This is a genomic window from Allobosea sp. 10N428, from assembly GCF_056394545.1.
Map to the genome: position 1 here is coordinate 1 of NZ_JBFTIC010000015.1, position 19,510 is coordinate 19,510.

19 protein-coding genes, 1 tRNA gene and 5 pseudogenes are annotated in these 19,510 nt (G+C 60.5%); 13 read left to right on the top strand and 12 right to left on the bottom strand.

Annotated features, from left to right (window positions below; translation table 11 throughout):
- From AC1DDA_RS25605 to AC1DDA_RS25635, 7 genes and pseudogenes are all read left to right on the top strand, one after another.
- Positions 1–430 (top strand): annotated as a pseudogene (locus tag AC1DDA_RS25605) (hypothetical protein); the annotation flags it as partial.
- 742 nt (positions 431–1,172) lie between these two features.
- Positions 1,173–1,913 carry an ATP-binding cassette domain-containing protein gene (locus tag AC1DDA_RS25610; RefSeq protein ID WP_441514421.1) on the top strand — a complete coding sequence of 247 codons (741 nt, stop codon included), beginning with the start codon at positions 1,173–1,175 and terminating at the stop codon, positions 1,911–1,913.
- 20 nt (positions 1,914–1,933) lie between these two features.
- Entirely contained in the window at positions 1,934–2,959 is a 1,026-nt protein-coding gene (locus AC1DDA_RS25615) for an ABC transporter permease (RefSeq protein ID WP_441514422.1), read from the top strand.
- Between the two features lie 39 nt (positions 2,960–2,998).
- Positions 2,999–4,012, top strand: coding sequence for a sugar-binding protein (locus AC1DDA_RS25620; RefSeq protein ID WP_441514423.1), 1,014 nt, complete (start codon positions 2,999–3,001; stop codon positions 4,010–4,012).
- A gap of 523 nt (positions 4,013–4,535) precedes the next feature.
- Positions 4,536–4,999, top strand: a pseudogene (locus AC1DDA_RS25625) (Ros/MucR family transcriptional regulator).
- A 53-nt stretch (positions 5,000–5,052) separates the two neighbouring features.
- Positions 5,053–5,340, top strand: a complete 288-nt coding sequence (locus AC1DDA_RS25630) for a BrnA antitoxin family protein (protein WP_441514425.1) — start codon at positions 5,053–5,055, stop codon at positions 5,338–5,340.
- A gap of 123 nt (positions 5,341–5,463) precedes the next feature.
- Positions 5,464–5,673 (top strand): cold-shock protein, encoded by a 210-nt coding sequence (locus AC1DDA_RS25635; protein ID WP_441514426.1) that lies wholly within the window; start codon positions 5,464–5,466, stop codon positions 5,671–5,673.
- Positions 5,674–5,714: 41 nt separating this feature from the next.
- On the opposite strand, the gene scpB is transcribed toward AC1DDA_RS25635, so the two are convergent.
- Both scpB and AC1DDA_RS25645 read right to left on the bottom strand, forming a co-directional pair.
- Positions 5,715–6,422: an SMC-Scp complex subunit ScpB gene (gene scpB, locus AC1DDA_RS25640; RefSeq protein WP_441514427.1), complete on the bottom strand. Its 708-nt coding sequence runs from the start codon at positions 6,420–6,422 to the stop codon at positions 5,715–5,717.
- Positions 6,423–6,426: 4 nt separating this feature from the next.
- Positions 6,427–7,314, bottom strand: a complete 888-nt coding sequence (locus AC1DDA_RS25645; protein ID WP_476797908.1) for a DUF1403 family protein — start codon at positions 7,312–7,314, stop codon at positions 6,427–6,429.
- Between the two features lie 190 nt (positions 7,315–7,504).
- Here AC1DDA_RS25645 and AC1DDA_RS25650 point away from each other — a divergent pair, with 190 nt between their 5' ends.
- From AC1DDA_RS25650 to AC1DDA_RS25665, 4 genes are all read left to right on the top strand, one after another.
- The gene (locus tag AC1DDA_RS25650; RefSeq protein WP_476797880.1) at positions 7,505–8,650 is read left to right on the top strand and encodes a site-specific integrase; all 1,146 of its coding nucleotides are present in this window, start codon (positions 7,505–7,507) and stop codon (positions 8,648–8,650) included.
- Between the two features lie 122 nt (positions 8,651–8,772).
- Complete coding sequence (locus AC1DDA_RS25655) at positions 8,773–9,354, top strand: DUF433 domain-containing protein (RefSeq protein WP_476797881.1); 582 nt, start codon at positions 8,773–8,775, stop codon at positions 9,352–9,354.
- Complete coding sequence (locus AC1DDA_RS25660) at positions 9,351–9,725, top strand: DUF5615 family PIN-like protein (RefSeq protein WP_476797882.1); 375 nt, start codon at positions 9,351–9,353, stop codon at positions 9,723–9,725. Before AC1DDA_RS25655 ends, AC1DDA_RS25660 begins: the two co-directional genes overlap by 4 nt.
- Positions 9,726–10,274: 549 nt before the next feature.
- A tRNA-Ile gene (locus AC1DDA_RS25665) sits at positions 10,275–10,350 on the top strand.
- A gap of 109 nt (positions 10,351–10,459) precedes the next feature.
- Here the strand turns inward: AC1DDA_RS25665 and AC1DDA_RS25670 are convergent.
- The 9 genes and pseudogenes from AC1DDA_RS25670 to repA all read right to left on the bottom strand — a co-directional run bounded on the left by AC1DDA_RS25670 (position 10,460) and on the right by repA (position 17,118).
- A complete protein-coding gene (locus tag AC1DDA_RS25670) occupies positions 10,460–10,750 on the bottom strand; it encodes a WGR domain-containing protein (RefSeq protein ID WP_476797883.1) in 291 nt (96 codons plus the stop codon).
- Between the two features lie 129 nt (positions 10,751–10,879).
- Positions 10,880–11,268: pseudogene (locus tag AC1DDA_RS25675) on the bottom strand (plasmid partitioning protein RepA); the annotation flags it as partial.
- Positions 11,269–11,671: 403 nt separating this feature from the next.
- Positions 11,672–12,106, bottom strand: a complete 435-nt coding sequence (locus AC1DDA_RS25680) for a PIN domain-containing protein (RefSeq protein WP_476797884.1) — start codon at positions 12,104–12,106, stop codon at positions 11,672–11,674.
- On the bottom strand, positions 12,106–12,348 hold the full coding sequence (locus AC1DDA_RS25685; protein ID WP_441514434.1) for a type II toxin-antitoxin system Phd/YefM family antitoxin: 243 nt from the start codon (positions 12,346–12,348) through the stop codon (positions 12,106–12,108). The genes AC1DDA_RS25680 and AC1DDA_RS25685 overlap by 1 nt, the downstream gene beginning before the upstream one ends.
- Before the next feature lie 193 nt (positions 12,349–12,541).
- Positions 12,542–13,022 (bottom strand): annotated as a pseudogene (locus tag AC1DDA_RS25690) (RES family NAD+ phosphorylase).
- Positions 13,019–13,380: pseudogene (locus AC1DDA_RS25695) on the bottom strand (antitoxin Xre/MbcA/ParS toxin-binding domain-containing protein); the annotation flags it as partial. The pseudogenes AC1DDA_RS25690 and AC1DDA_RS25695, both read right to left, overlap by 4 nt.
- A 72-nt stretch (positions 13,381–13,452) precedes the next feature.
- The gene (gene repC, locus AC1DDA_RS25700) at positions 13,453–14,682 is read right to left on the bottom strand and encodes a plasmid replication protein RepC (RefSeq protein WP_476797885.1); all 1,230 of its coding nucleotides are present in this window, start codon (positions 14,680–14,682) and stop codon (positions 13,453–13,455) included.
- 156 nt (positions 14,683–14,838) lie between these two features.
- Positions 14,839–15,840, bottom strand: coding sequence for a plasmid partitioning protein RepB (gene repB / locus AC1DDA_RS25705; protein WP_441514437.1), 1,002 nt, complete (start codon positions 15,838–15,840; stop codon positions 14,839–14,841).
- 75 nt (positions 15,841–15,915) lie between these two features.
- Positions 15,916–17,118: a plasmid partitioning protein RepA gene (gene repA / locus AC1DDA_RS25710; protein ID WP_441514438.1), complete on the bottom strand. Its 1,203-nt coding sequence runs from the start codon at positions 17,116–17,118 to the stop codon at positions 15,916–15,918.
- Between the two features lie 398 nt (positions 17,119–17,516).
- On the opposite strand from repA, the gene AC1DDA_RS25715 reads away from it, so the two are divergent.
- A complete protein-coding gene (locus AC1DDA_RS25715; protein ID WP_441514439.1) occupies positions 17,517–17,762 on the top strand; it encodes a WGR domain-containing protein in 246 nt (81 codons plus the stop codon).
- 676 nt (positions 17,763–18,438) lie between these two features.
- Here AC1DDA_RS25715 and AC1DDA_RS25720 read toward each other — a convergent pair.
- Positions 18,439–18,684 carry a helix-turn-helix domain-containing protein gene (locus AC1DDA_RS25720; RefSeq protein ID WP_441514440.1) on the bottom strand — a complete coding sequence of 82 codons (246 nt, stop codon included), beginning with the start codon at positions 18,682–18,684 and terminating at the stop codon, positions 18,439–18,441.
- Between the two features lie 118 nt (positions 18,685–18,802).
- Here AC1DDA_RS25720 and AC1DDA_RS25725 point away from each other — a divergent pair, with 118 nt between their 5' ends.
- Positions 18,803–19,231, top strand: coding sequence for a hypothetical protein (locus tag AC1DDA_RS25725; protein WP_476797886.1), 429 nt, complete (start codon positions 18,803–18,805; stop codon positions 19,229–19,231).
- Positions 19,232–19,510: the final 279 nt, after the last annotated feature.

The window sequence follows — 19,510 nt, forward strand, 5'->3', positions numbered from 1 at the left end:
GCGTCGAGCCGCCCTCCCGGTTCTCCAGAACCTTCTCGGCGATGAAGCAGCGCAGATGCACGAGGCCCTGGCGAAAGGGTCGCCGGCCAAAGGTATCGAAACCGCCTTTCTCGTCGGACTGGGTTCCAGCGATGACGTCGAAAGCGGCTGCTTGGGCGTTGGGTCGATCGTCGAGTTCAGCCGCGCAGACCCTGAAATCAATGCTCTCAACGAAGCTGCCAGCATGACCTTGGTCAAGGCATTCGCGGCTCGCGTTCGCGCTGGTATGGAAGACGGCGAACTCGACGAGAGGCTCGACGCCGACGCCGCCGGCAGGATGTTGCTGATGCTGCGCTCGGGTCTCAAGGTGGCGGCGCGAGGAGGCGTCAGCGGTTCTGAACTTCGTGACGCCGCATGTCTGGCGTTGCGCAGCCGAACACGCAGCCGCTAACGCCCGCTGCCTGACTAGCCACAAGGCGGGACTTCCACAGCAGTAGCATTGCCGAAAGCGACAAGACACAGAGCGCCATGACCGGACGTTGAGCCATTGCCTGTGCGACTCCGGGCTGAATGGCAGCGCAGGTAGCCGGGGGACCGCGACGATCAACAGATCTCGGTGATCCCCGTCAAAACTGCCAGCGACGAACAACAGGACGAGGATGCGCAGAGGTCGCGCGTGCCCGACAATTGGGAAAGCGGCTGGCCACGTCATGCCGGCTGCAAGGAGGGTGGAGGCTCTCTGAATGCCGGTCCCGCCCCGCCAGACGGGCGGGAGAAGGCAGACGAACGCCTTTACCTGAATGACGAAATCGTCTGTTGAGCGTAGGATTTCGCTGGAAGCATTCTGCGAGGACGATTTGCGAAAGAGCCTGAGGCACAGCAGACGCCCGCGTTCTAGGCATTAGCTATGGAGTCATCGAGGTTCGCGCCGATGACTGCGCTCCGAATGCTCGGCGCGGTCTGAAGAGAATGGACTGCAAATGTGATGTGGCGAATAGCTCAGCTATTTCGACGACGCGGCGGCTGGCGATCGGTTATGTAAATGCACGGCTATAAAAATTAACATCAGATATTTTGAATAATTGTTTAAATCATTTATCACATAAGCTAATATAATTGAATATGACTTATAAAAATTATCTGAATTATGGTTTAAACAAATATAGATCGCCCGAAGCATAAGGAATAGACCTATGCCTCTGCTGGAACTTCGGGGAATTTCAAAGCACTTCGGCGCGATCGAGGCACTAAAGGCCGTCGATCTAGCAATTGACGCAGGTGAAGTTGTCGGCCTCATGGGTGATAATGGTGCGGGAAAATCGACGTTAGTGAAGGTTGTCGCCGGTAATTATCTTCCGTCCGAGGGAGAGCTTCGCCTCGATGGCATGGTCAAGCACTTTCGCAGGCCAGTTGATGCCCGGACTGAGGGGATTGAGGTTGTCTATCAGGACCTCGCCCTGTGCGACAACCTGAGCGCGGCCGCGAACGTATTCCTTGGAAGGGAACTGAAACGCCGCATCGGTCCGCTTGCGGTCCTCGACTACAAGGGGATGTACGCCCGCGCCGCCGAGCTGTTCAAAGAGCTGAAGTCTGAGACCCGCCCCCGCGATCTCGTGAGACTGATGTCCGGCGGCCAGCGCCAAGCTGTGGCAATTGCACGGACACGCCTTGCCAACGCGAAGATGGTGCTCATGGACGAGCCAACCGCGGCCATCAGCGTTCGTCAGGTCGCCGAGGTGCTGGATATGATCCACCGGCTCAAGGATCGCGGAATCGCAGTCGTCCTCATCAGTCACCGCATGCCGGACGTGTTCGCCGTTTGCGACCGGGTGGTCGTCATGAGACGAGGCCGCAAGGTCGCCGACAAGCCTATTGCGTCGAGTTCGCCTGAGGAGGTCACGGGATTGATCACCGGGGCCATCCAGACCGCCTGATGCTGCGCAAGGAGCCGCCCATGTCGAGCGCCGTTACCCGCCCGCTTCAAGGCAGTGTCGCGATCGAGGACGTCACTGGCCTCAGGGAGCGGAGTTTTGGGCAGAGGCTGCTCTCCAGCCAGCCCTTCTGGGTGACGATCGCCCTCATCGTCATGACCCTAGCCATGACCTGGTATCAACCGGAGGCGTTTGCCTCGGCCGACAACTTCTTCAACATCACGCGAAATTTCGCCTTCATCGGCATCATGGCGATCGGCATGACCGCCGTCATCCTCACGGGCGGCATCGATTTGTCGGTCGGGTCGATCATGGGGCTCGCCGGCGTCGTCTGCGGCCTCGTTCTCCAGGCCGAGGGGCATTGGGCGCTCGCAATCCTCGCCGGTCTTCTCACCGGAGTGGTCGTCGGGGTCGTGAATGGCGTCCTGATCTCCTATGTCGGCCTCCCGGCCTTCGTCGTCACGCTCGGGATGCTGTCCGGAGCCCGCTCGCTCGCCATCGTCCTGTCTCAGAACAAGATGATCTACGAATTCGGTCCCTCGGGAGACGCTTTCAATGCGATCGGCGGCGGCTCCATCTTCAGCATTGCCAACCCGGTCTGGGTGCTGCTCGTGCTGGCCGTCACCTTCAGCATCATTCTCAACTTCACGAGCTGGGGCAATTATCTCTACGCCATCGGCAGCAATGAGAACGCAGCCCGCCTGACGGGCGTGCCGGTCCGGCGGATCAAGCTGCAGGCCTATATCGTCTCGGGCCTGACAGCCGCGCTGAGCGCCGTCCTCATCGTCGGCTGGCAGGGCTCCGCCATCAATGCGCTCGGACAGGGTTACGAATTGCGCGTGATCGCTTCGACCGTGATCGGCGGCGCGGACCTGATGGGCGGGCAAGGCGGGGCCTACGGCGCTGTGATCGGCGCCGCGCTCATCGAGGTGATCCGCAATTCTCTTCTCATGGCCGGCGTCGACGCCAACTGGCAAGGCGCCTTCGTCGGCCTGTTCATCGTGTTGGCGGTTCTGCTGCAGCGGATCCGCGGCAGGCGTTCGGCATGATGAATGCCGGACAACCATAACCACCAGGAGGAGACCCTCATGAAAACGCTGACTTTAGGTGTCGCCGCGCTCGCACTGCTCGCTGTTGGAGGAGAAGTTCAGGCTCAGGGCAGGAAATACGTCTTCGCTCTGGTTCCCAAGAACATGAACAACCCCTTCTTCGACCAGGCCCGGGACGGCTGCAAGAAGGCCGAGAAGGAATCCAATGGCGCGATCGAATGTCTCTATATCGGCCCCGGCGAGCATGGCGGCGGCGATGAACAGGTCCAGGTCGTCAACGATCTCATTACCAAGAAGGTCGATGGCATCGCCGTCTCTCCGTCGAATGCAGCCGCGATGGGCAAGGCGCTCGAGGGCGCAAAGAAAGCGGGAATTCCGGTCCTGACCTGGGATTCAGACCTGCTCGCGAAGGACAAGGCTCTGCGCACCGCCTATGTCGGCACGTATAACTATGACATCGGCGTCAACCTCGCGAAGCTCGTCCAGCAGATCAAGCCGAAGGGCGGGACGATCTGCATCCAGTCCGGTGGCGCGGCTGCTGCAAACCATAACGAGCGCATGCAAGGAATCCGCGATACGCTGTCAGGTGCGAAATCTGGTTCCGCTCCCGGCACGAGGCTCTCGGGCCAGAATGGCTGGACCGAGGTCGCAGGTTGCCCGCTCTACACCAATGACGATTTTCCGCTCTCGGTGCAGCAGATGGAAGATACGCTCGGCAAGAACCCAAAGCTCGATGCTTTCGTGCCGACCGGCGGCTTCCCGCAGTTCATCCCGCAAGCGTATCGCAAGGTCGCAGAGAAGTATAAGGCCCGCATCGACGACGGCTCTCTTGCACTCGTCGTCGCCGATACGCTGCCCGTCCAGATGGATCTTCTGAAGGCCGGCCTGTCCAAGGGGCAAGTTGGTCAGCGCCCATTCGAGATGGGTTACAGGACCATGCTGTTCCTCAAGGACATGAAGGACGGCAAGCCCGCGCCGAAGGATCCCACCTATACTGGCCTCGACGTCTGCACGCCGCAGAATGTCGCAAGTTGCGTGGGCTCCGGTAGCTAGCTGTCGAAGCTATGAAGGTTGTTCATCCGGGGGCGGCGCTGGACTGCTGGGACTGCGAAGCTCCAGCACCTGCGCTGGAGATCCCCGGATGAACCCGCCTACGAATGCGCGTTCGATGCCTTGCCGGGAAGCAGACCTTCCGTATGTCGGGAGAGGGCCAGCTTCACCCATAGTGGCGTCGCGAGGACAGGATTGCCGGAAAGCGGACTTTCCGAACGGCGGCTAAGGGCCACTTTCGCGTCCTCTGGGTGGACGGCCAGTCTTCATGGAGCGGGGCGGTCACCGAGCCCCGAGCCACAGATGGGTATCTGCCAATGTCCAGATATCGGCGTGTGCCAGCTTTGATAGCCATCGGCAGTTGAGGGTGATTTGCAGCGTGGTCCTGCGGCGGTATATCGAAGCTCCGAGGTGTCGCTCTTACATTGTCAACGTTGCCGCCCGAGCGAGAATCATCAGCCCCTTTTTGGGTGACTGGGGACGTTTGCCCCCGGCGGACGTGAACCTCAGAGGATCTGGAATTCGAATGACAAACGAGAGCACACGGCTGGTCGATCTGGCCGCGATGGTCGTTGCGGCCTACATCGCCCATAACAACGTCACTCGGGCCGACCTAGCCGACCTCATCGCCAACACCCATGGCGTGCTGGCAGGCTTGGGCATTGCACCGCCTGCGCCGGCCGCCGAGCCGCGGGTTCCGGCAGTGCCGATCAGAAAGTCCGTGACCCCCGACGCGATCATCTGCCTTGAAGATGGCAGGGCGTTCAAATCGATGAAGCGGCATCTGAGCACAAGTACGACATGACGCCCGCGCAATACCGGGCGAAGTGGGGCCTGCCCGCCGACTATCCGATGGTAGCGCCAAATTACGCCGAAGCGCGCTCGGCCATGGCGAAGGCACTCGGGCTTGGCCGCAAACCTACGGCCGCGGTGGCGGAGCTGGCTGCGGCAAAACCGGTGCAGCGCGCGAAGGCCAAGGCGACAACCTAACCGAAAAGTGGCGCTCGTCATCGGCCGCCACAGCGATCATTTGCAGAGGCATCATGAGCCGCGCCAGGACCCGCAGACCCACCAGCGCCCGCGACGAGGCCGAGGCGTTGTTCAAGCCCGCGGCTCCCAAGGCAGCAGCGCCGATCGACAAGCGGCCGGCGATCCCCGGAGCCAAGGAACTGGTGTCACTAAGGATCGATCGCGACGTGCTCGAACACTTCCAAAACGCCGGGCCAGGCTGGCAGGACCTCATCAATAATGCACTCCGGGCGGCCGCTGGCATGGCGCCACGTCCTGACAGCTTGCCGCCGGACGAGCCGAATTCGTCAAACGTCGGCTGAGGTGGAATTACCGCCTGCGCCGCCGCGCCGGGGCGTGCAGCAAGCACATCGAACCCGCATCTTGGGCTTGCCGAATTTACTCGCCATGCCATGTTCGCCCGCCCAATAAGCGAAAGGTGGATCATGGCGACAGGAACGGTGAAGTGGTTCAATGCGACCAAGGGCTTTGGTTTCATCCAGCCGGATGACGGCGGCCAGGATGCCTTTGTCCATATCAGCGCGGTCGAGCGGGCCGGTCTGCGCGAGCTTCGGGAAGGTCAGAAGATTTCCTACGAACTTGTGCAGGACAAGCGGTCTGGTAAAACCTCGGCGGACAATTTGCGCGCCGAGTGAGGTGTTAACGCCGGGCGCAACCTTGGAACGGCGCTTGCCGTTCACGGCTCCAGTCCGTCCGACACATTCGGCTCGTCGACGACATCCTGGGAAACCTCTTCATCCTCGTTGTCGTCGATTCCGATCGGAACATCGACGGCCAGGAGATTGTCCTTAGTCAGCAGGCCGGCGTCCTCGAGCTTCTCGATGTCGGGCAGATCGCGCAGACTGGCGAGGCCAAACACCGACAGAAACTTAGGCGTCGTGACATAGGTATAAGGCGCGCCTGGTTGCGGGCTGCGGGGGCCGGCTGCGATGAAGCCGAGCTTGCGGAGATGGCCGATGGTATCGCGGCTGATCTCCTTGCCGAAGACCTTGCCGAGCTCGGCGCGGGTGATCGGCTGAAAATAGCCGATACAGAGCAGCACGAGGCTCTCGGACTGGGACAGGGCCTTGCTGTCGGTTCCGCCGAGCCCGGTCGCGGTGCGGATCGCGACGGCGAAGCTCTTCTTCGTGCGATGCTGCCAGCCGCCCGCGACCGAAACCAGCTCGTAAGGACGACCACGCAATTCGTCGCGGATGTCGGCGATCAACAAATCGAGGCTGCAGTCGCGACCGACGACCCGCGCCAGGGTTTCGCGATCGACCGGCTTGGGTGAGGCGAAAATCACGGCCTCGACCCGTCCCATCCACTCACGCCAGCGCATGTCCGGCGGCAGGTCAGTGAGCTCGGTGTCAAACAGTTCCTCCGCTTGGGTGCGCCTGGCCATCGCGTCAAAGCCCGTAGAGCCGGAAACTCGCGCGACCGCTGAGCTCGCGCACGGCCTGCAGGACGATCAGCCGCTCGAACAATCGGCGCGCGCCCCAGCGCGTCAGATTTTTCGTCTGCAGCGTGCCGGACACGGCATCCTCGTCGAGCAAGCGCCGGATCACTTCCCCTGCCCCCTTAGCGCGCAGCTTCGGCGTGACGGCGGTGAGACGCGCGGCTTGCGGTGCGATGTCGCCAGCGATCCGGCAGGCCTCGGCCGCGGCCAGCGCGAGCGCCACGCAGATCGCACGCTCGAACCCCTCCCCTCCCGGACGAATCCGGCTGCGATCTCCCGGGTTGCGAAAGGCGGCGCCGCCCGCTTGCATCACCAGCAAAGGCACGGCCATCGACCAGCGCATTCTCTGGGCCAAGGCTAGATCGGCGAGCCACCAGCCGAGCAGCCCAGCGTCGGGACGCAGGCACTGAACCTCGATCAAAATCTGGGCCGCGATCAATGGCGCAGGTCGGCCGGAGCGCGTCACCTCATCGAGATCCTCCGGCAACCGGCCGAGATCATTGCTCCAGCGCAAGCCGAGCAGTTCGATCGTCGAACGCAACATCGTCTCATCGAGCGCGGGGGAACGCGAAGCCAGCCAACGCCACGCCGCGAAGATGTTGCCGGCGGGTCCGAGTTCGGCTCCCGGTTGGCGAAGATGCCAGGCGTCGCGCAACTGCGCTTCGGTCTCGGTCCGTCCGACGAGCGCGACGGCCACGGCAGCGCTTTTCAGGGCAAGGCGCTGACGCCAGGCTCCAACCCAAGGCGGGTCGGCAAGCACCAGATTGTTGAGCGAATTCAACGCGGCGCCAGCCAGAAACGCCGCTTCGGCGTCGGTTGTCACGAGCCCACGCGGCACGGCCCAGCCGGGGACAACCGGGGGCGTGAAAGCGACACTGGCGGTCGAATCGAGAGCGGCCATCGTCCGAGGATCATGTCACGCATGTGCGCTTTAGGCTATGCCTCTCAAACAAAACCGCACGTCCTGTCGACGCGAAAGAATGACCGATAAGGTTGCATTATCGGACGTTTTTCTCTTTATATAAGGAATGGCCGAAAACGACGTCAGGAACACCGAAAATCACGCTTCGAACGACTCCGCCCCACCGGAGCACCCGTCAGCAGGTGTCGATCATTCCGCGCCGCGGACGCCAGGCGAGGAGCGCGACGCCCTCCCCTCCCCGCTCGCAGGCGCGGACGCCGGCGTACCGGCGCATCTCGAGCAGCTGGCCGAACGGGCCCGCGGCTACGTCAAGGCGGCGAGCTCGGACAACACACGACGCGCCTACTCCTCCGACTGGACGCATTTCACCGGCTGGTGCCGGCGCCAGGCCCTGGCGCCCCTACCACCAAACCCGCAGACCGTCGGGCTCTACATCACGGCCTGCGCCTCGGGCGCGGCCACGGCCAATCGCAAGCCGAATACGGTGACGACGATCGAGCGGCGGCTGTCGGCCCTGACCTGGTCCTATGCGCAGCGCGGCACAGCGCTCGATCGCAAGGACCGTCATATTGCGACCGTGCTCGCTGGCATCCGCAACACCCACGCTGCCCCGCCTCGCCAGAAGGAGGCGGTGCTGCCCGAGCATTTGATCGCCATGCTTGAAACGCTCGATCGTGGCTCGCTGCGAGGGCTGCGCGATCGGGCTATGCTCCTGCTCGGCTTCGCCGGCGGTCTCCGACGCTCCGAAATTGTTGGATTGGATGTCAGTCGCGACCAGACAGAGGACGGCCGCGGCTGGGTCGAGATCCTCGACAAGGGCATGATCGTTAATTTGCGCGGTAAGACCGGTTGGCGCGAGGTCGAGATCGGCCGGGGCTCTGCCGACGCCACCTGCCCGATCGTGGCGCTGCAGACCTGGCTGAAGCTTGCCAGGATCGCCCACGGTCCCGTATTTCGGCGCGTGACCGGCCAGGGCCAATCCGTCGGTCTCGAGCGCCTCAACGATCGAGAGGTCGCCCGCTTGGTCAAGCGCACCGCGCTCGCCGCCGGGGTGCGTGGCGATCTCCCCGAGGGAGAACGGCAGCAGAAATTCGCAGGCCATTCATTGCGGGCCGGACTCGCCTCCTCGGCCGAGGTCGACGAACGCCATGTCCAGAAGCAGCTCGGTCACGCCTCAGCCGAGATGACCCGACGCTATCAGCGACGGCGCGATCGCTTCCGGGTCAATCTCACCAAGGCTGCGGGTTTGTGACGAGGTCCGGAATAGGTCGGCAGCGGGCATCAACGTGCCTCAACCGCCACCCAGGCGAAGCGCGTTCCAACTTGTTGGGGCGGCCAACTGCATATATATTCCCCTGCAAGGGAGTAATTATCATGCCCAACGAGTTTTCTGCCCTCGAAGTGGCCGAGTTAGCCAATGTTCCGGTTCGCGCCGTGGACAAGGCGATTGAGGAAAAGGTGCTGGCGGGCATCCGTGCGGTGGCACCTGGCCGACGTCGGATGCTGCCCCTTCACGCTGTACCGTATGCGGCCATTGTCGCCCGATTGCCCGTCACGCTCTCGCTCGAAACAAAGCGCGATCTGGCACGGGCGCTCGGCAAGCGTCCGACTGCGCGCATGACGGCCGAGCCGTTGGAGATCGCACCTGCAGTCACTGTGGATGTGTCCGCACTCGTCGGATCTGACCTCGCTGAGCGCGCTGAACGCTATGGAAAAGCGCGGGAGGATTTCGTTCACGTCGATCCCGACATCATGGGTGGCACGCCGGTGCTGCGAGGCACTCGGATGACGGTGTATTCCGTGCTGGGGCGCATTGATGGTGGCGACAGTGTCGACGATGTCCTCGAGGACAACCCTCATCTAACACGAGAGGCGGTTGAAACTGCGGTGCTCTATGCCCGGACACACCCCATCATTGGAAGACCTGGCGGCCGCCCTTGGGCGAAAGCCGCGTGAAGCTGTTCATCAATGAATGCTTGTCACCGCAGCTGGCTCGACGTCTCAACGAGGAGGGACAGCACGATACGACCCACCCGCGCGACATGGGACGGCTCGGCGAACCGGACCATGTCGTGCTGGCGCGATGCCTGGATGAAGACCGAGCGATCGTGACCGAGAATGCTGTCGACTTCCGCAAGCTGGTCGCGCGCCAGGAATTGCATCCTGGGCTGATCATCCTTCCAAGCGTCAGTCGCGAACAGTCGTTCAGCCTGTTGGTTGACGGGATTGCTCACTTGGCATCGCAGGGCGAGCCGTCGGACGTTATCATCAATCACGTTCTCGAAATTGGGAAAGACGGGAGCTTCACGTTGTCTCCGCTGCCCTAGCGGTGTCCTCAAACGAAGCGATATTGATATCTCACTCTGTCTGCTTTGGTGACCTCGGGATCACTTGCTGTAAGTAAGCACGCCGATAAGCCCCATAAATGGCTGCTGGCAGCTTTTGAGCGTTTTTCCTCATAACCCTAGCCGACCCACACGTGAAGGGCACTCAGCGGGCTTCCTACGAGGTCGATTTTTTCGCCTCCAGCCGAATTCGCGCGCTTACAACCTGCGAAACCTAGCGGAACAGCGGAAGCACCATAACCGCGGCAATCGCCACGACGATGGCACTCCGAATGAGGATGCCATTGATCCGAGCCATAGAGGCTTCAGAGCTGTCCGGCATATACATAACCTCTCCTCCTCTCCACCCAGCTTCGGTCTCATCCCGACCTCGTGCAACCGCGATCGTCCGTTAGCCAGCAGACTCTCCTCTCTTGTGGTCTGGGCGCCACGCGGCCAGTCCCTTCCCCTCCCCGCCCCGCACGATCAACTCGTGAGGCGAACGCCCAGCCATTCGTGTTTGCCGATCGCGCAGAATGCTACACGCCGCCCGGGCCGGTAGCTCAATGGTTAGAGCTCGCTGCTCATAACAGCGCCGGTTCCGTTGCGAGTCCGGCCCGGCCCACCATGCCATTCTAAAAAGCTGGCTGTCCCGGCAATGGGGGGCTTCCGGCTATGCTCTTATTCGTCACCGAAGCCGCTACAACGCCGTAGCCACGTCGGGTCTTCCTGAGGAGTCAGTCCTGCAGCGCCTCGGCTGCGGTCTCTTGATCCCCGTAGAGATCCAATCGCCGCCGACCGGAACAGCCCCGGCGCCCCCATTCGCGCACGAGCGCGACATCGCCAAACAGCGTTGGCTCAATCGCCAGCACGTAGAACCGAGCCATATTCTGCGCTGGATCGGATCGGTCCAACACCAACTCTGCATCCGAGGCGATATCAGACGGGGTGATGTCGGCTGGATCGACATCCACAATGACTTCTCCAGCGTCCAGACGCTGACGCAGTTCGGCGTTCTCTCTCGACATCAGAGAACGTGTTCTGCAATGAGCGCACCGAACCGGCGGAAACCCGATGCGGCGTTTCGGTAGGTTTGTTGTCAGCTGACAACGCTGGCGGCGCCATGAATAGCGAACTGATGACTTGAGAGCGCTTGCTCATCGGCCCCAGGCTCCCTTGAGTTCAGCAATCTCGTCGTTCACACCATCGACGGAATCAATGGCACGATCATACGCCGCTCTCCCCACGGAGCCGCGATCTCGTAGCGATTGCTTCGTCAGGCCTGCATTAGCGATCGCAGTCGATTTCCACGCAATTGGACGCAAAACGTGCTCGCCGAAAATGATATCTCAGCCAAGCAACAATTTGCGCCTCAGGCACGTCATGGGGGTCGTGCCGTGTGACCACGTATCGCAAAAAATCGAGCTCGATCTTTCCCCCGGCGTCCTCGATCACCTTCATGAAATCGGTGGTCATGAGAAAGAATTATGAGCATCGCCGTAGCGGCGTTCAGCGCGCTCATCGTCAGGTAACCAAGTTGCGGCGGGACTATCGCCCTGGAATTCCCGCCGAAGGCCCATAGGCGAGCCTCTGAGGAGGTCGGGTTTTCCTGGCTCGCGCGCGGAAGTAAGCCCGGTGTTGCGCAACCTTGCAGATCGTCCCGGGAAGCGCTATTTTGCCGTAGTGGACGGCGGATGTTGGCGCACCCGCCGCCCTTTAGCGACTTAGGTTAGAAATTGGACCCGGACAGCGGCTGGCCAGCCTGTCCGGGTCTTTCTAATCGTCTCCGTGATGCTTAGCGGCATAAGCCACATTTGAGCACCTTCGGTTGGAGGGCGAGGCACTCGCCTTGCCTAGGGTGGCCCCATTCCTCCGAGGCGCGCCGGCTGGCGGCGGCGCATACTGCTTCCACCCTCGAATCTCTGAATTGTAGCGTGGACCTACTCCCGCTACAGTTCCGGCAGTGCAGCGAATGGGTCGATCGCTCTCACGCCGAGCGGTTCAAAATGCCTGAGATTGCGGGTTAGCACGGTCAGCTCATGAAGGCGGGCTGTGGCGGCGATCGCGATATCCTCAAATCCCGGCTGATGGGCACGCGAAGCATCAAGGATCTCCCCGGCAATATGGGCACACCGCAGATCGAAAGGCAGCAGCTTCTCCGCATAGAGATGCTCTATGCTCTCCCACCATTGCGTCAGCCCTCGCGCCTTCTTCGTAGCGCCTTCCCGTTCGGCCTTGGCGATCCCGGATTTCACCTCAGCCGCCGAAATGACCGACAGAAAAAGCCGCGGGCTCGCCACGTCTAGCCATTCTATGAGCGCCCCGACGCGCCCTCGTTTCGATGGCGCCAACGCTGAGATGACGTTCGTATCGACCAGAAACATCAGATATCGACGGAGCGGCTCAACTTGCCGCTGCGCGCTGGAATATCGCCGTCGTCGCCTGGGAACGCTGCGAGCAGCCGGCCGAAGCTCGGGATCTGCGCGAGCTTCTGATATTCCTCGAACGACAGCACGACCGCTTCCTTCCTGCCGTGTCGGGTGATGACCGCAGGGTAGCCGCGGACAGCTTGATCGACGACAGCCGAGAGCGTGGCCTTAGCGTCCTTAATCTGAATTTCTTTCATTCCCCGCTCCCATGACTACTGTGGTCATATAGCTAGCGATGGCGGCTCTCGCAAGCGGACAGGCTCAAACCGAATCCACTCGTCACAATGCACGGCGCCTCGATGGTTTGTCCAGGAATCCTCGGCGCAAGTCGTATTCGGACGTGACTGACGCCCCCTCTTGAGAGGGCATCTTTTTTTCGCGCCGCCGCCTTTACGCGGCGAACAACCAGCGGTCCCAGAAAACGGGCTGAAGCAAACTCGCTTCGATCGCTCGGGAGTCAGGATGCGCCGGATTGACGAGGATATTTCGGTAGGCGGGCAACGACGATCGGAACGATGAGAATGGCGCTGCGCCTCTCTCCGTACCAGCGCTCTCCAAAGGCCTTGCTCACTGTCGCGGGCATTTCATCCCAGCCAGGCAACGCCGGCGGCGAGAAGACCTCGTAGGATAGCCCCTTCGGGAATGTGAGCTGGATGAAGTGCTGATTGGGCTGCAGGCGCCCACTGCCGTGCACCAGTTTCTCAAGGAGGGCCGTCGAGAAATGCTCGCTGGGGTAAATCAGCGGGCTGCCCGCCGTATTCCAGCGCCTAGGCGCTATCGTGGATCCAGTCGCATCGAAAATCGGGTAGGCTCCTGTCGGATTTCCAATCTGAGAACCCGGCACGGTACGGTCCAGAATCTGCGGAGTCACGCAGCCGTGCCGTATTTCAGGCATGCCGAGCACGTCGAGCATGTTCAGAGCCTATCTCGCTATGAATAACGACCTCGATCGGGCGTCGATCCTCCAACATCGGATGTGGCCTGAAGAGAAACTCCCGCGCCTCGTCTTCATCCTGCCAGACGTCGAGTGCAAGGCTCCAGGTGCGCGCAACCCGCGCCAGCCGTGCCCCCTCGTCCGACGAGAGGCGGTCCGCGGTGTAGGGGGCCTTGGGGATGAGCCTGTATTTGAACTGGGCGTCGCTGGGCGCGATCAGTCGCGCCACGCGCTCGAGCGAACCAAACGGCAGGCCGTCTTCGATCCGGGCGATCAACCCGAAGGGCGAACGGCTGCACCATCAAGCAGCTTGCCGTGTCCATGAACGAGTAAGCCAGATCGCCCCCCGGGCGCCGTGTCGACGTCGTCATGCCCGTTGCTTGTCCCGCTTTCTGGTGCCAATGAGCGCCATGAGCATCGGCCCGATCGAGAATTCGCCGTTTTCGGCCCGCTGTGTGAGGGCTCGCAGATAGCCGCCCGCGCTGGACACGGTTTCGCCCTTCTGCAGGATGCTAGCGATGACGATTGCGGCGTCGAGCTCGCCCATCACGCTCTGAGCATGAAGCCAGGCACTGGGGCTAATTCCGAGCATCGGCCTAACGAGCGCGGCAGCCGCCTGAAAGTCGCGCCAGTTAGCCACCCCGCCCTTACTGTAATCGATGATGTCGGGGCAAGCGTCGAGAACCATTCCTAGCGGGAACGTCCGATCTGGCATCCGCAGCGGTTCAGGAGAACTCTCAGTCCTCGCCCCCGAGCTCTCTGGAGAGCGTGGTTCAAGATCAATAAGGGAGTCTGGATTTGAATTCTGTATGTGACGCTCAGTTTGAGACTCATTGGTGCTAAGTTTTTGTGATTTTACGTGATCTTCCAGCAAGTTGAGGATCTCATCGGCCAAGAGGCTCAGCTCCGTGGCAATCGGCTCAAGAACCTCGCGGGTGGCGGAGCGCGGAATCCGCCCCACGACGCCCCGGTAGAGCTCGTGAAGCTCCGTCCAATCGGCCGGGCCGGCTCCGTTGCGGCGGGTCGAAACGCCCTCCTCCATTCCGGTCGCGATCATCTTGCAGATGTCCCGCCGGCAAATAGTGACGCGCTCCCGAACGAGCTTCAGAGCGCGTTCTTCTGCGCGAACTTCATCAGCCAGTCGCTCAAATTCCTCGGCCCTGGTGACGAGTGGCGCCAGATCAAAACCAAACGCGAGCTCGATGCCGCCGGCGCGGTCCTTCCGCGCGTAACGCTTACCATTCGGGCTGTCGCGCCGGATGATAAAGCCGACATCAACGAGCGCGCCCAAATGCCGTCGCAGCGTCGCCGGCGCCATGCCGTGAGCCCGAAGGCAGAGCTGCTGGTTAGACGGGAACACGATAAGCCCCTCCCCCGTGAGGACCGTCTCCGGGTGGAAAGTTAGCAGAGCATCCAGAACCGCCAAAGCGCGCTCCGAGATGCCGAGCTTCTCCTTTGCGGTGCAGATAGCCCGAAAAGTCTCCCATTTATGAACCGCCTTTTCCGGCGGGCGTGTCTTTGCCCCCGCTTGGCTTGCCACAAGGGCAAGTGTCAGCGGTCGCCGCCCAAAGGGCGTCGTCGAGAGTCGTGGTTCCATGTCCTTTGCCCTATTCAGGCAAAAGAAATCCGCTCGCCGAATGGCGCAAATCTCTCTCGAGACTCTTGACGGTGATTCGAGGAAGTGCGATTCTCGGTTTGCTTAAGACAGAGAGCGCTCTCGGAACAGCCGTTTCGGGGGCGTTTTCTTTTGCGGTCAATCTCCGTTGTTACGATCTTTCGTCGTCCTGAAGTCGCGATAAAGCTTCTCCAGGTTGCTCGAAATGAAATTGCCGAACTCGCCTGCATCCTTGGACTTGAGCGAGAGGCTGAATGTCCGCCCCGTGTTCTTGAAGTTCGCAGCGACACGATTGTCAGTGGGTGTCCATTGACCTTCCGCCGCCCTCGCCTTCTGTGGGCGCCTGTGCGCCTTCTTGAGCCGGTCCACCAGGAAGTTGAACCGGTCCGAAGCCGGCGTCTGATCGAAGTCTGCCGACTGGACGATTGCAATTGCGGTTTCGCGTTTCGCCGGGTGAGCGATCAGCTGCTTTAAGTCTTCCCAACGCGGACGACCTACCCCTCGGGCGGCGCCGAGCGCCTCAAGGACTTCCTGCGGAATCACCTCGACGAGCGTGAACATCCTCGCAACAACCGTGTCGTCGACACTGACGGCAGCCATAATGATCGCCCGGTCCTGCCCAAGCTTGCGCAGACTGTCCGCGAACCGCGCCTTCTCGATGAACGATAGGTTGGCCCGCCGGGCGTTCTCTTGGCCCTGAGCGACGATGTGCGCGGCATCGTCCAACGAACGGATGACAGCTCGGACGCGCTTGCCTAGCTCCCGCGCGACACGGTGGCGACGGTGGCCAAAAACAATCATGTGCCGGCCGGCAATCTCAGGGTGCGGTCGGACGAGGATGGGCTGTAACTGCCCCTCCCTCGCAATTCCATCCTTTAGGAGCGCGAACGCCTCCTCATCGTCATCGACGCGGTCGGCGACAAATGAGCTATCGACGAGGTCGGGGTCCAGCTCAACGACGACTTCTCCGTCGGCGATGAGCTTCACCTGATCCGCCATCTCCTCGATTGACTGCTTCATGGCGCGAGACGCCCCGCGGTTCGCGTATAGCGCCCGCGCTTCTTGGATTGGAGACAGAGGTGCTGCGACGCCTTCGGTCGGTGCCTCAATCGCCCTCATTAGCAAACCTTTACGCGCCATTTTTGCCCGTAGCTCCGCGTAACATGTTGAACTGCCGAAGCGATTTGGGTTTCCGTACAGCTGTCAATTCGGCAGTCATTTCCGCCCCCACGCGTCATGCATCAGGGAACGGATCTCCTCGTTCACGGCGTTTAGCGAATCGATCGCACGGTCGTAGGTTTGACGGGTAAACTGGGACCGATCGAGTTCATACAGCGACTGATTCGTGATCCCGGCGTCGGCGATGGCCGTCGACTTCAGCATTGGGTTCGACAGCATGAACTTCGGGAACATAGCCTGCATGAACCCAACCATCTGAGCCTGAGGCCCATCAGTCGGCTCGTACCTGGTCACGAGATAGCGAAACCATTTGAGCCTGACGTCGGCACCATGCCCCACGATGGAGCCAAGGATCCCACCGAGCATCAAGAGGAACTGGCTCATCGACATCACGTCCAACATCTGGGGGTGGATCGTGATGATGACAGAGGTCGAGGCGGTGAGCGCCGTGAGCGTGAGGTAGCCAAGTTGGGGCGGGCAATCGACAACGACAACGTCATATCGATCATCGACATCCTTCAGCACGGCGCTTAGCCGCAAGAAGAATTGCTTTCCCTCAATCGAGCGCTGCGCCGCCATCGGCGTATCGTACTCGTACTCCTGGAGTTCCAGGTTCGCGGGCACGATGTCGAGTCCAGGGAAATTGGTGGGCCAGATGACATCTGTGATCGGCACCCGATCGGCCGTGTATTTCAGACAGTCATACAGCGAAGGATTCTTGTCGAGCTCCGGCTGAATTCCATGGAGCGCCGACAAGGATGCCTGCGGATCCAGATCGATTGCAAGAACCCGATGGCCGGTGAGGGCGAGGTACTGCGCGAGATGTGCAGCCGTTGTCGTCTTGCCGCTGCCACCTTTGAAGTTGACGACCGAGATCACCTGAAGTGGCTCGCCAGGCCGCCGGTGCGGCACATACTTCTTCACACCCGACCGTCCGTGACGGTCCAGATACTGCCGAAGCTCAAGCATCTGCTCGGCCGTGTAGGTGCGTCGCCCCGAGGAAGTCGTGGTAGGCGTTGGCCCCTTGCCTTCCAGATGAAGCTTTTTGACGTTCGACGGCGTAACTCCGAGGAAATAGGCGACTTCACTGAGTGTGAACGACCGCAAGCCCTTCTTCGCGTTGGGTGGGTAATGTTGGATACGCAGCAGATTGAGCTTCTCCGAGATCAATTCTCCCTGCTGGAGAATGATCTCGTGAAAAAGCTTGCCTGTATCATCGCTGATGTTCGCGAAGTTCATCCAGTGGCCGCCTATCGGAATAACGCTTTTCCGGAGCAGTGACGCTTTTCCGGAGCAACGGGAATTGCAAGCGTGAATTATGCCCGATTCGCGCGAGGCGGCAACCGATTTTGAGTTAACGAGAAGTAAACTCAAAATTTTCCAGGAGGCCCGGTCAAAGCATTAGAACTATCGTGCCAGAACATATTGATAAGGCGGACGAATTTGACGTTCCGTACAGCTGTCAATCGAACCGCAGCATCGGTTCAGAGCCACGCATTTTTGAAAAGGTTCGAGGTCCCAATTTGTCACACATTCCGATCAGGAATCGTTTGCCGTTGATCGATTCTTAAAATGCATTGGACCGTGAACCGAAGAGCCGACGATTCTACGGTGCCTGTCAATCAGCGGCGCGGGTCATGCTCAACCTTATTGTCTTAGATAGAATTGATCGAACCCGGGACATGCATCGGTTCTATGTGCTCTCAATAGAGCCGACCCTCTGGGGCGAGCTGAGCCTCGTTCGCCAGTGGGGCAGGATTGGGAGGCGAGGGCGCAGTCGCGTCGATCTACATTGCGACCACGCATCAGCCAGGGAAGCACTGGATAGCTGGCTCGAACGAAAGCGAGGTCGGGGCTATGTCCCTCGTCAACCTACGACCTAGGTTGAACGCTACCGCTCTGGACCGTAACCCTGCCGCGGACGTCGATGCCGAAAACCTCCAACGGAACTTCGAGGACATCGTTCGCGATTTGAGGGCTCCAGCCCTTTTGGCTGCCGACGAAACGAGACGCCCCAGAAAAGTCGGCACTGACGCGTACGTAGCGAGCAGAGGGCCCGCGCTCACATGGGGCTTACAAGTCGAGACACCACCGATGGTTACGTCTCTGGCTTGGTCCCAGAAGGGGCATGGCTCGATCGACGTGATCAAGTGGCGCGCGGGCCGGATTCAACTGACGGTCAGGAGCGCCATCAGCATCGGCCCATGAGCGTAGGCGTGGCGTGGTGTTTAGTAGCAGGGTGAGGCGGCACTGGTGCAGGCGGTCGGTCGCATCGCCTCGCCCCCTTTTTATCCGTTAACCTCGACCGAGAGCTTGCTTCGCCGAAGCTCAGAGTAATCTCTGAGCTAGCTCCCTTACGCGTGATCCATGATTTTGGAACCTGCACGCAGGACCAAGCAAAATTTGGCGCGAAGCCTCTTTGGGCAGAAGATCTTGCTGGGCTCGAGCACTGGAACTGAGGGAAGGGCGATTGAGTCATCTTTTTGGACCGTCCGCCAAAGGACGTAGAAGACTGCGTCGCGGAACTGCTTTGCAATTTTTGGCGGCATCGATAGCCCGTCACCGTTTGTCCACAGTACGTGGACTGCCGAATGGATGGCCGTCATCAACAAGGTCGCGGACCGCCACTTCTAGCGCCTGAGAGATTTGCCAGAGGCTAGTCGCAGTCGGGTTTCGCTGGCCCATTTCAAGTGCGCTCACATGTGCCCTGTCGACGCCCAGACGCTGCGCAACTTGAGCTTGGGTGAGCCCCTTGGTCAGCCTAGCGGCTCGCGCATTCGCGGCGATCACCTGTCTAATATCCATTTCCGCATTTATCTGCGGAGAGCCGTTTAGCGCGACGCGGTATGCCGCGTTGCGCTATAACGCACATTGGGGTTATGACCGTTGAACTTTCATGAGCGCTTAGGTGGTGCGAGTTCTGATGGAACGCTTTCCTTCGCCAGCGCGCGGCTTTTCCAAACTCAGGCTCGAAATTCAGTGGGTGTTAATCGATAGCGACCGCGTCAAATATCTTCTGGTGGTGGACGTGTTCGGAAGTTTGACAAACCGCGATAACTGGCAGGAGATTTTCGATGGTTGGTGCGCCGCACAAGGTCACGCGCCAAAATTTAAGCGCGGCAACAGCCGAACTAATCGAACCGAAGCGAAGGTAACGCTTCATGGCTATCATCCGATTGTCGACTTTTTGGTGAGGTGGATAGGACTGGAAAATCTGCCGATAGGGCAGCCGGACCAGTCAAAGATAAGTCAGCTAGAGTCTGAGCTAGAACTGCTTCGGAAGCAGAACGCAGAATTGATGCAACTGCTCACCCAAGCTCGTGATGTGCCACGTCAAAAATCTGGAAAATGACAACACGGCATGCCGACCAAAGGACATGTCAGCAGAAAGCTCATGTAGCTGCTGGCTGCTCTCAAATTATAGAAGAAACTGTTTACTCCCAAACACTTCTGAGCAGGATCGCGCTGAGATCTGAAACTTTGAACCCGCGTCGATCGCGTTGGGCTGCTCAAAGCCCCGAATAGGGAAGGGGATCGGGCTCTGATATCGGGACGGGCAGCCTCGAAAACATCAGGCTATCGCCCGGCGATGAGAGATGCTGAAAATGTTGGATCGCTGCTAAGGTAGTCA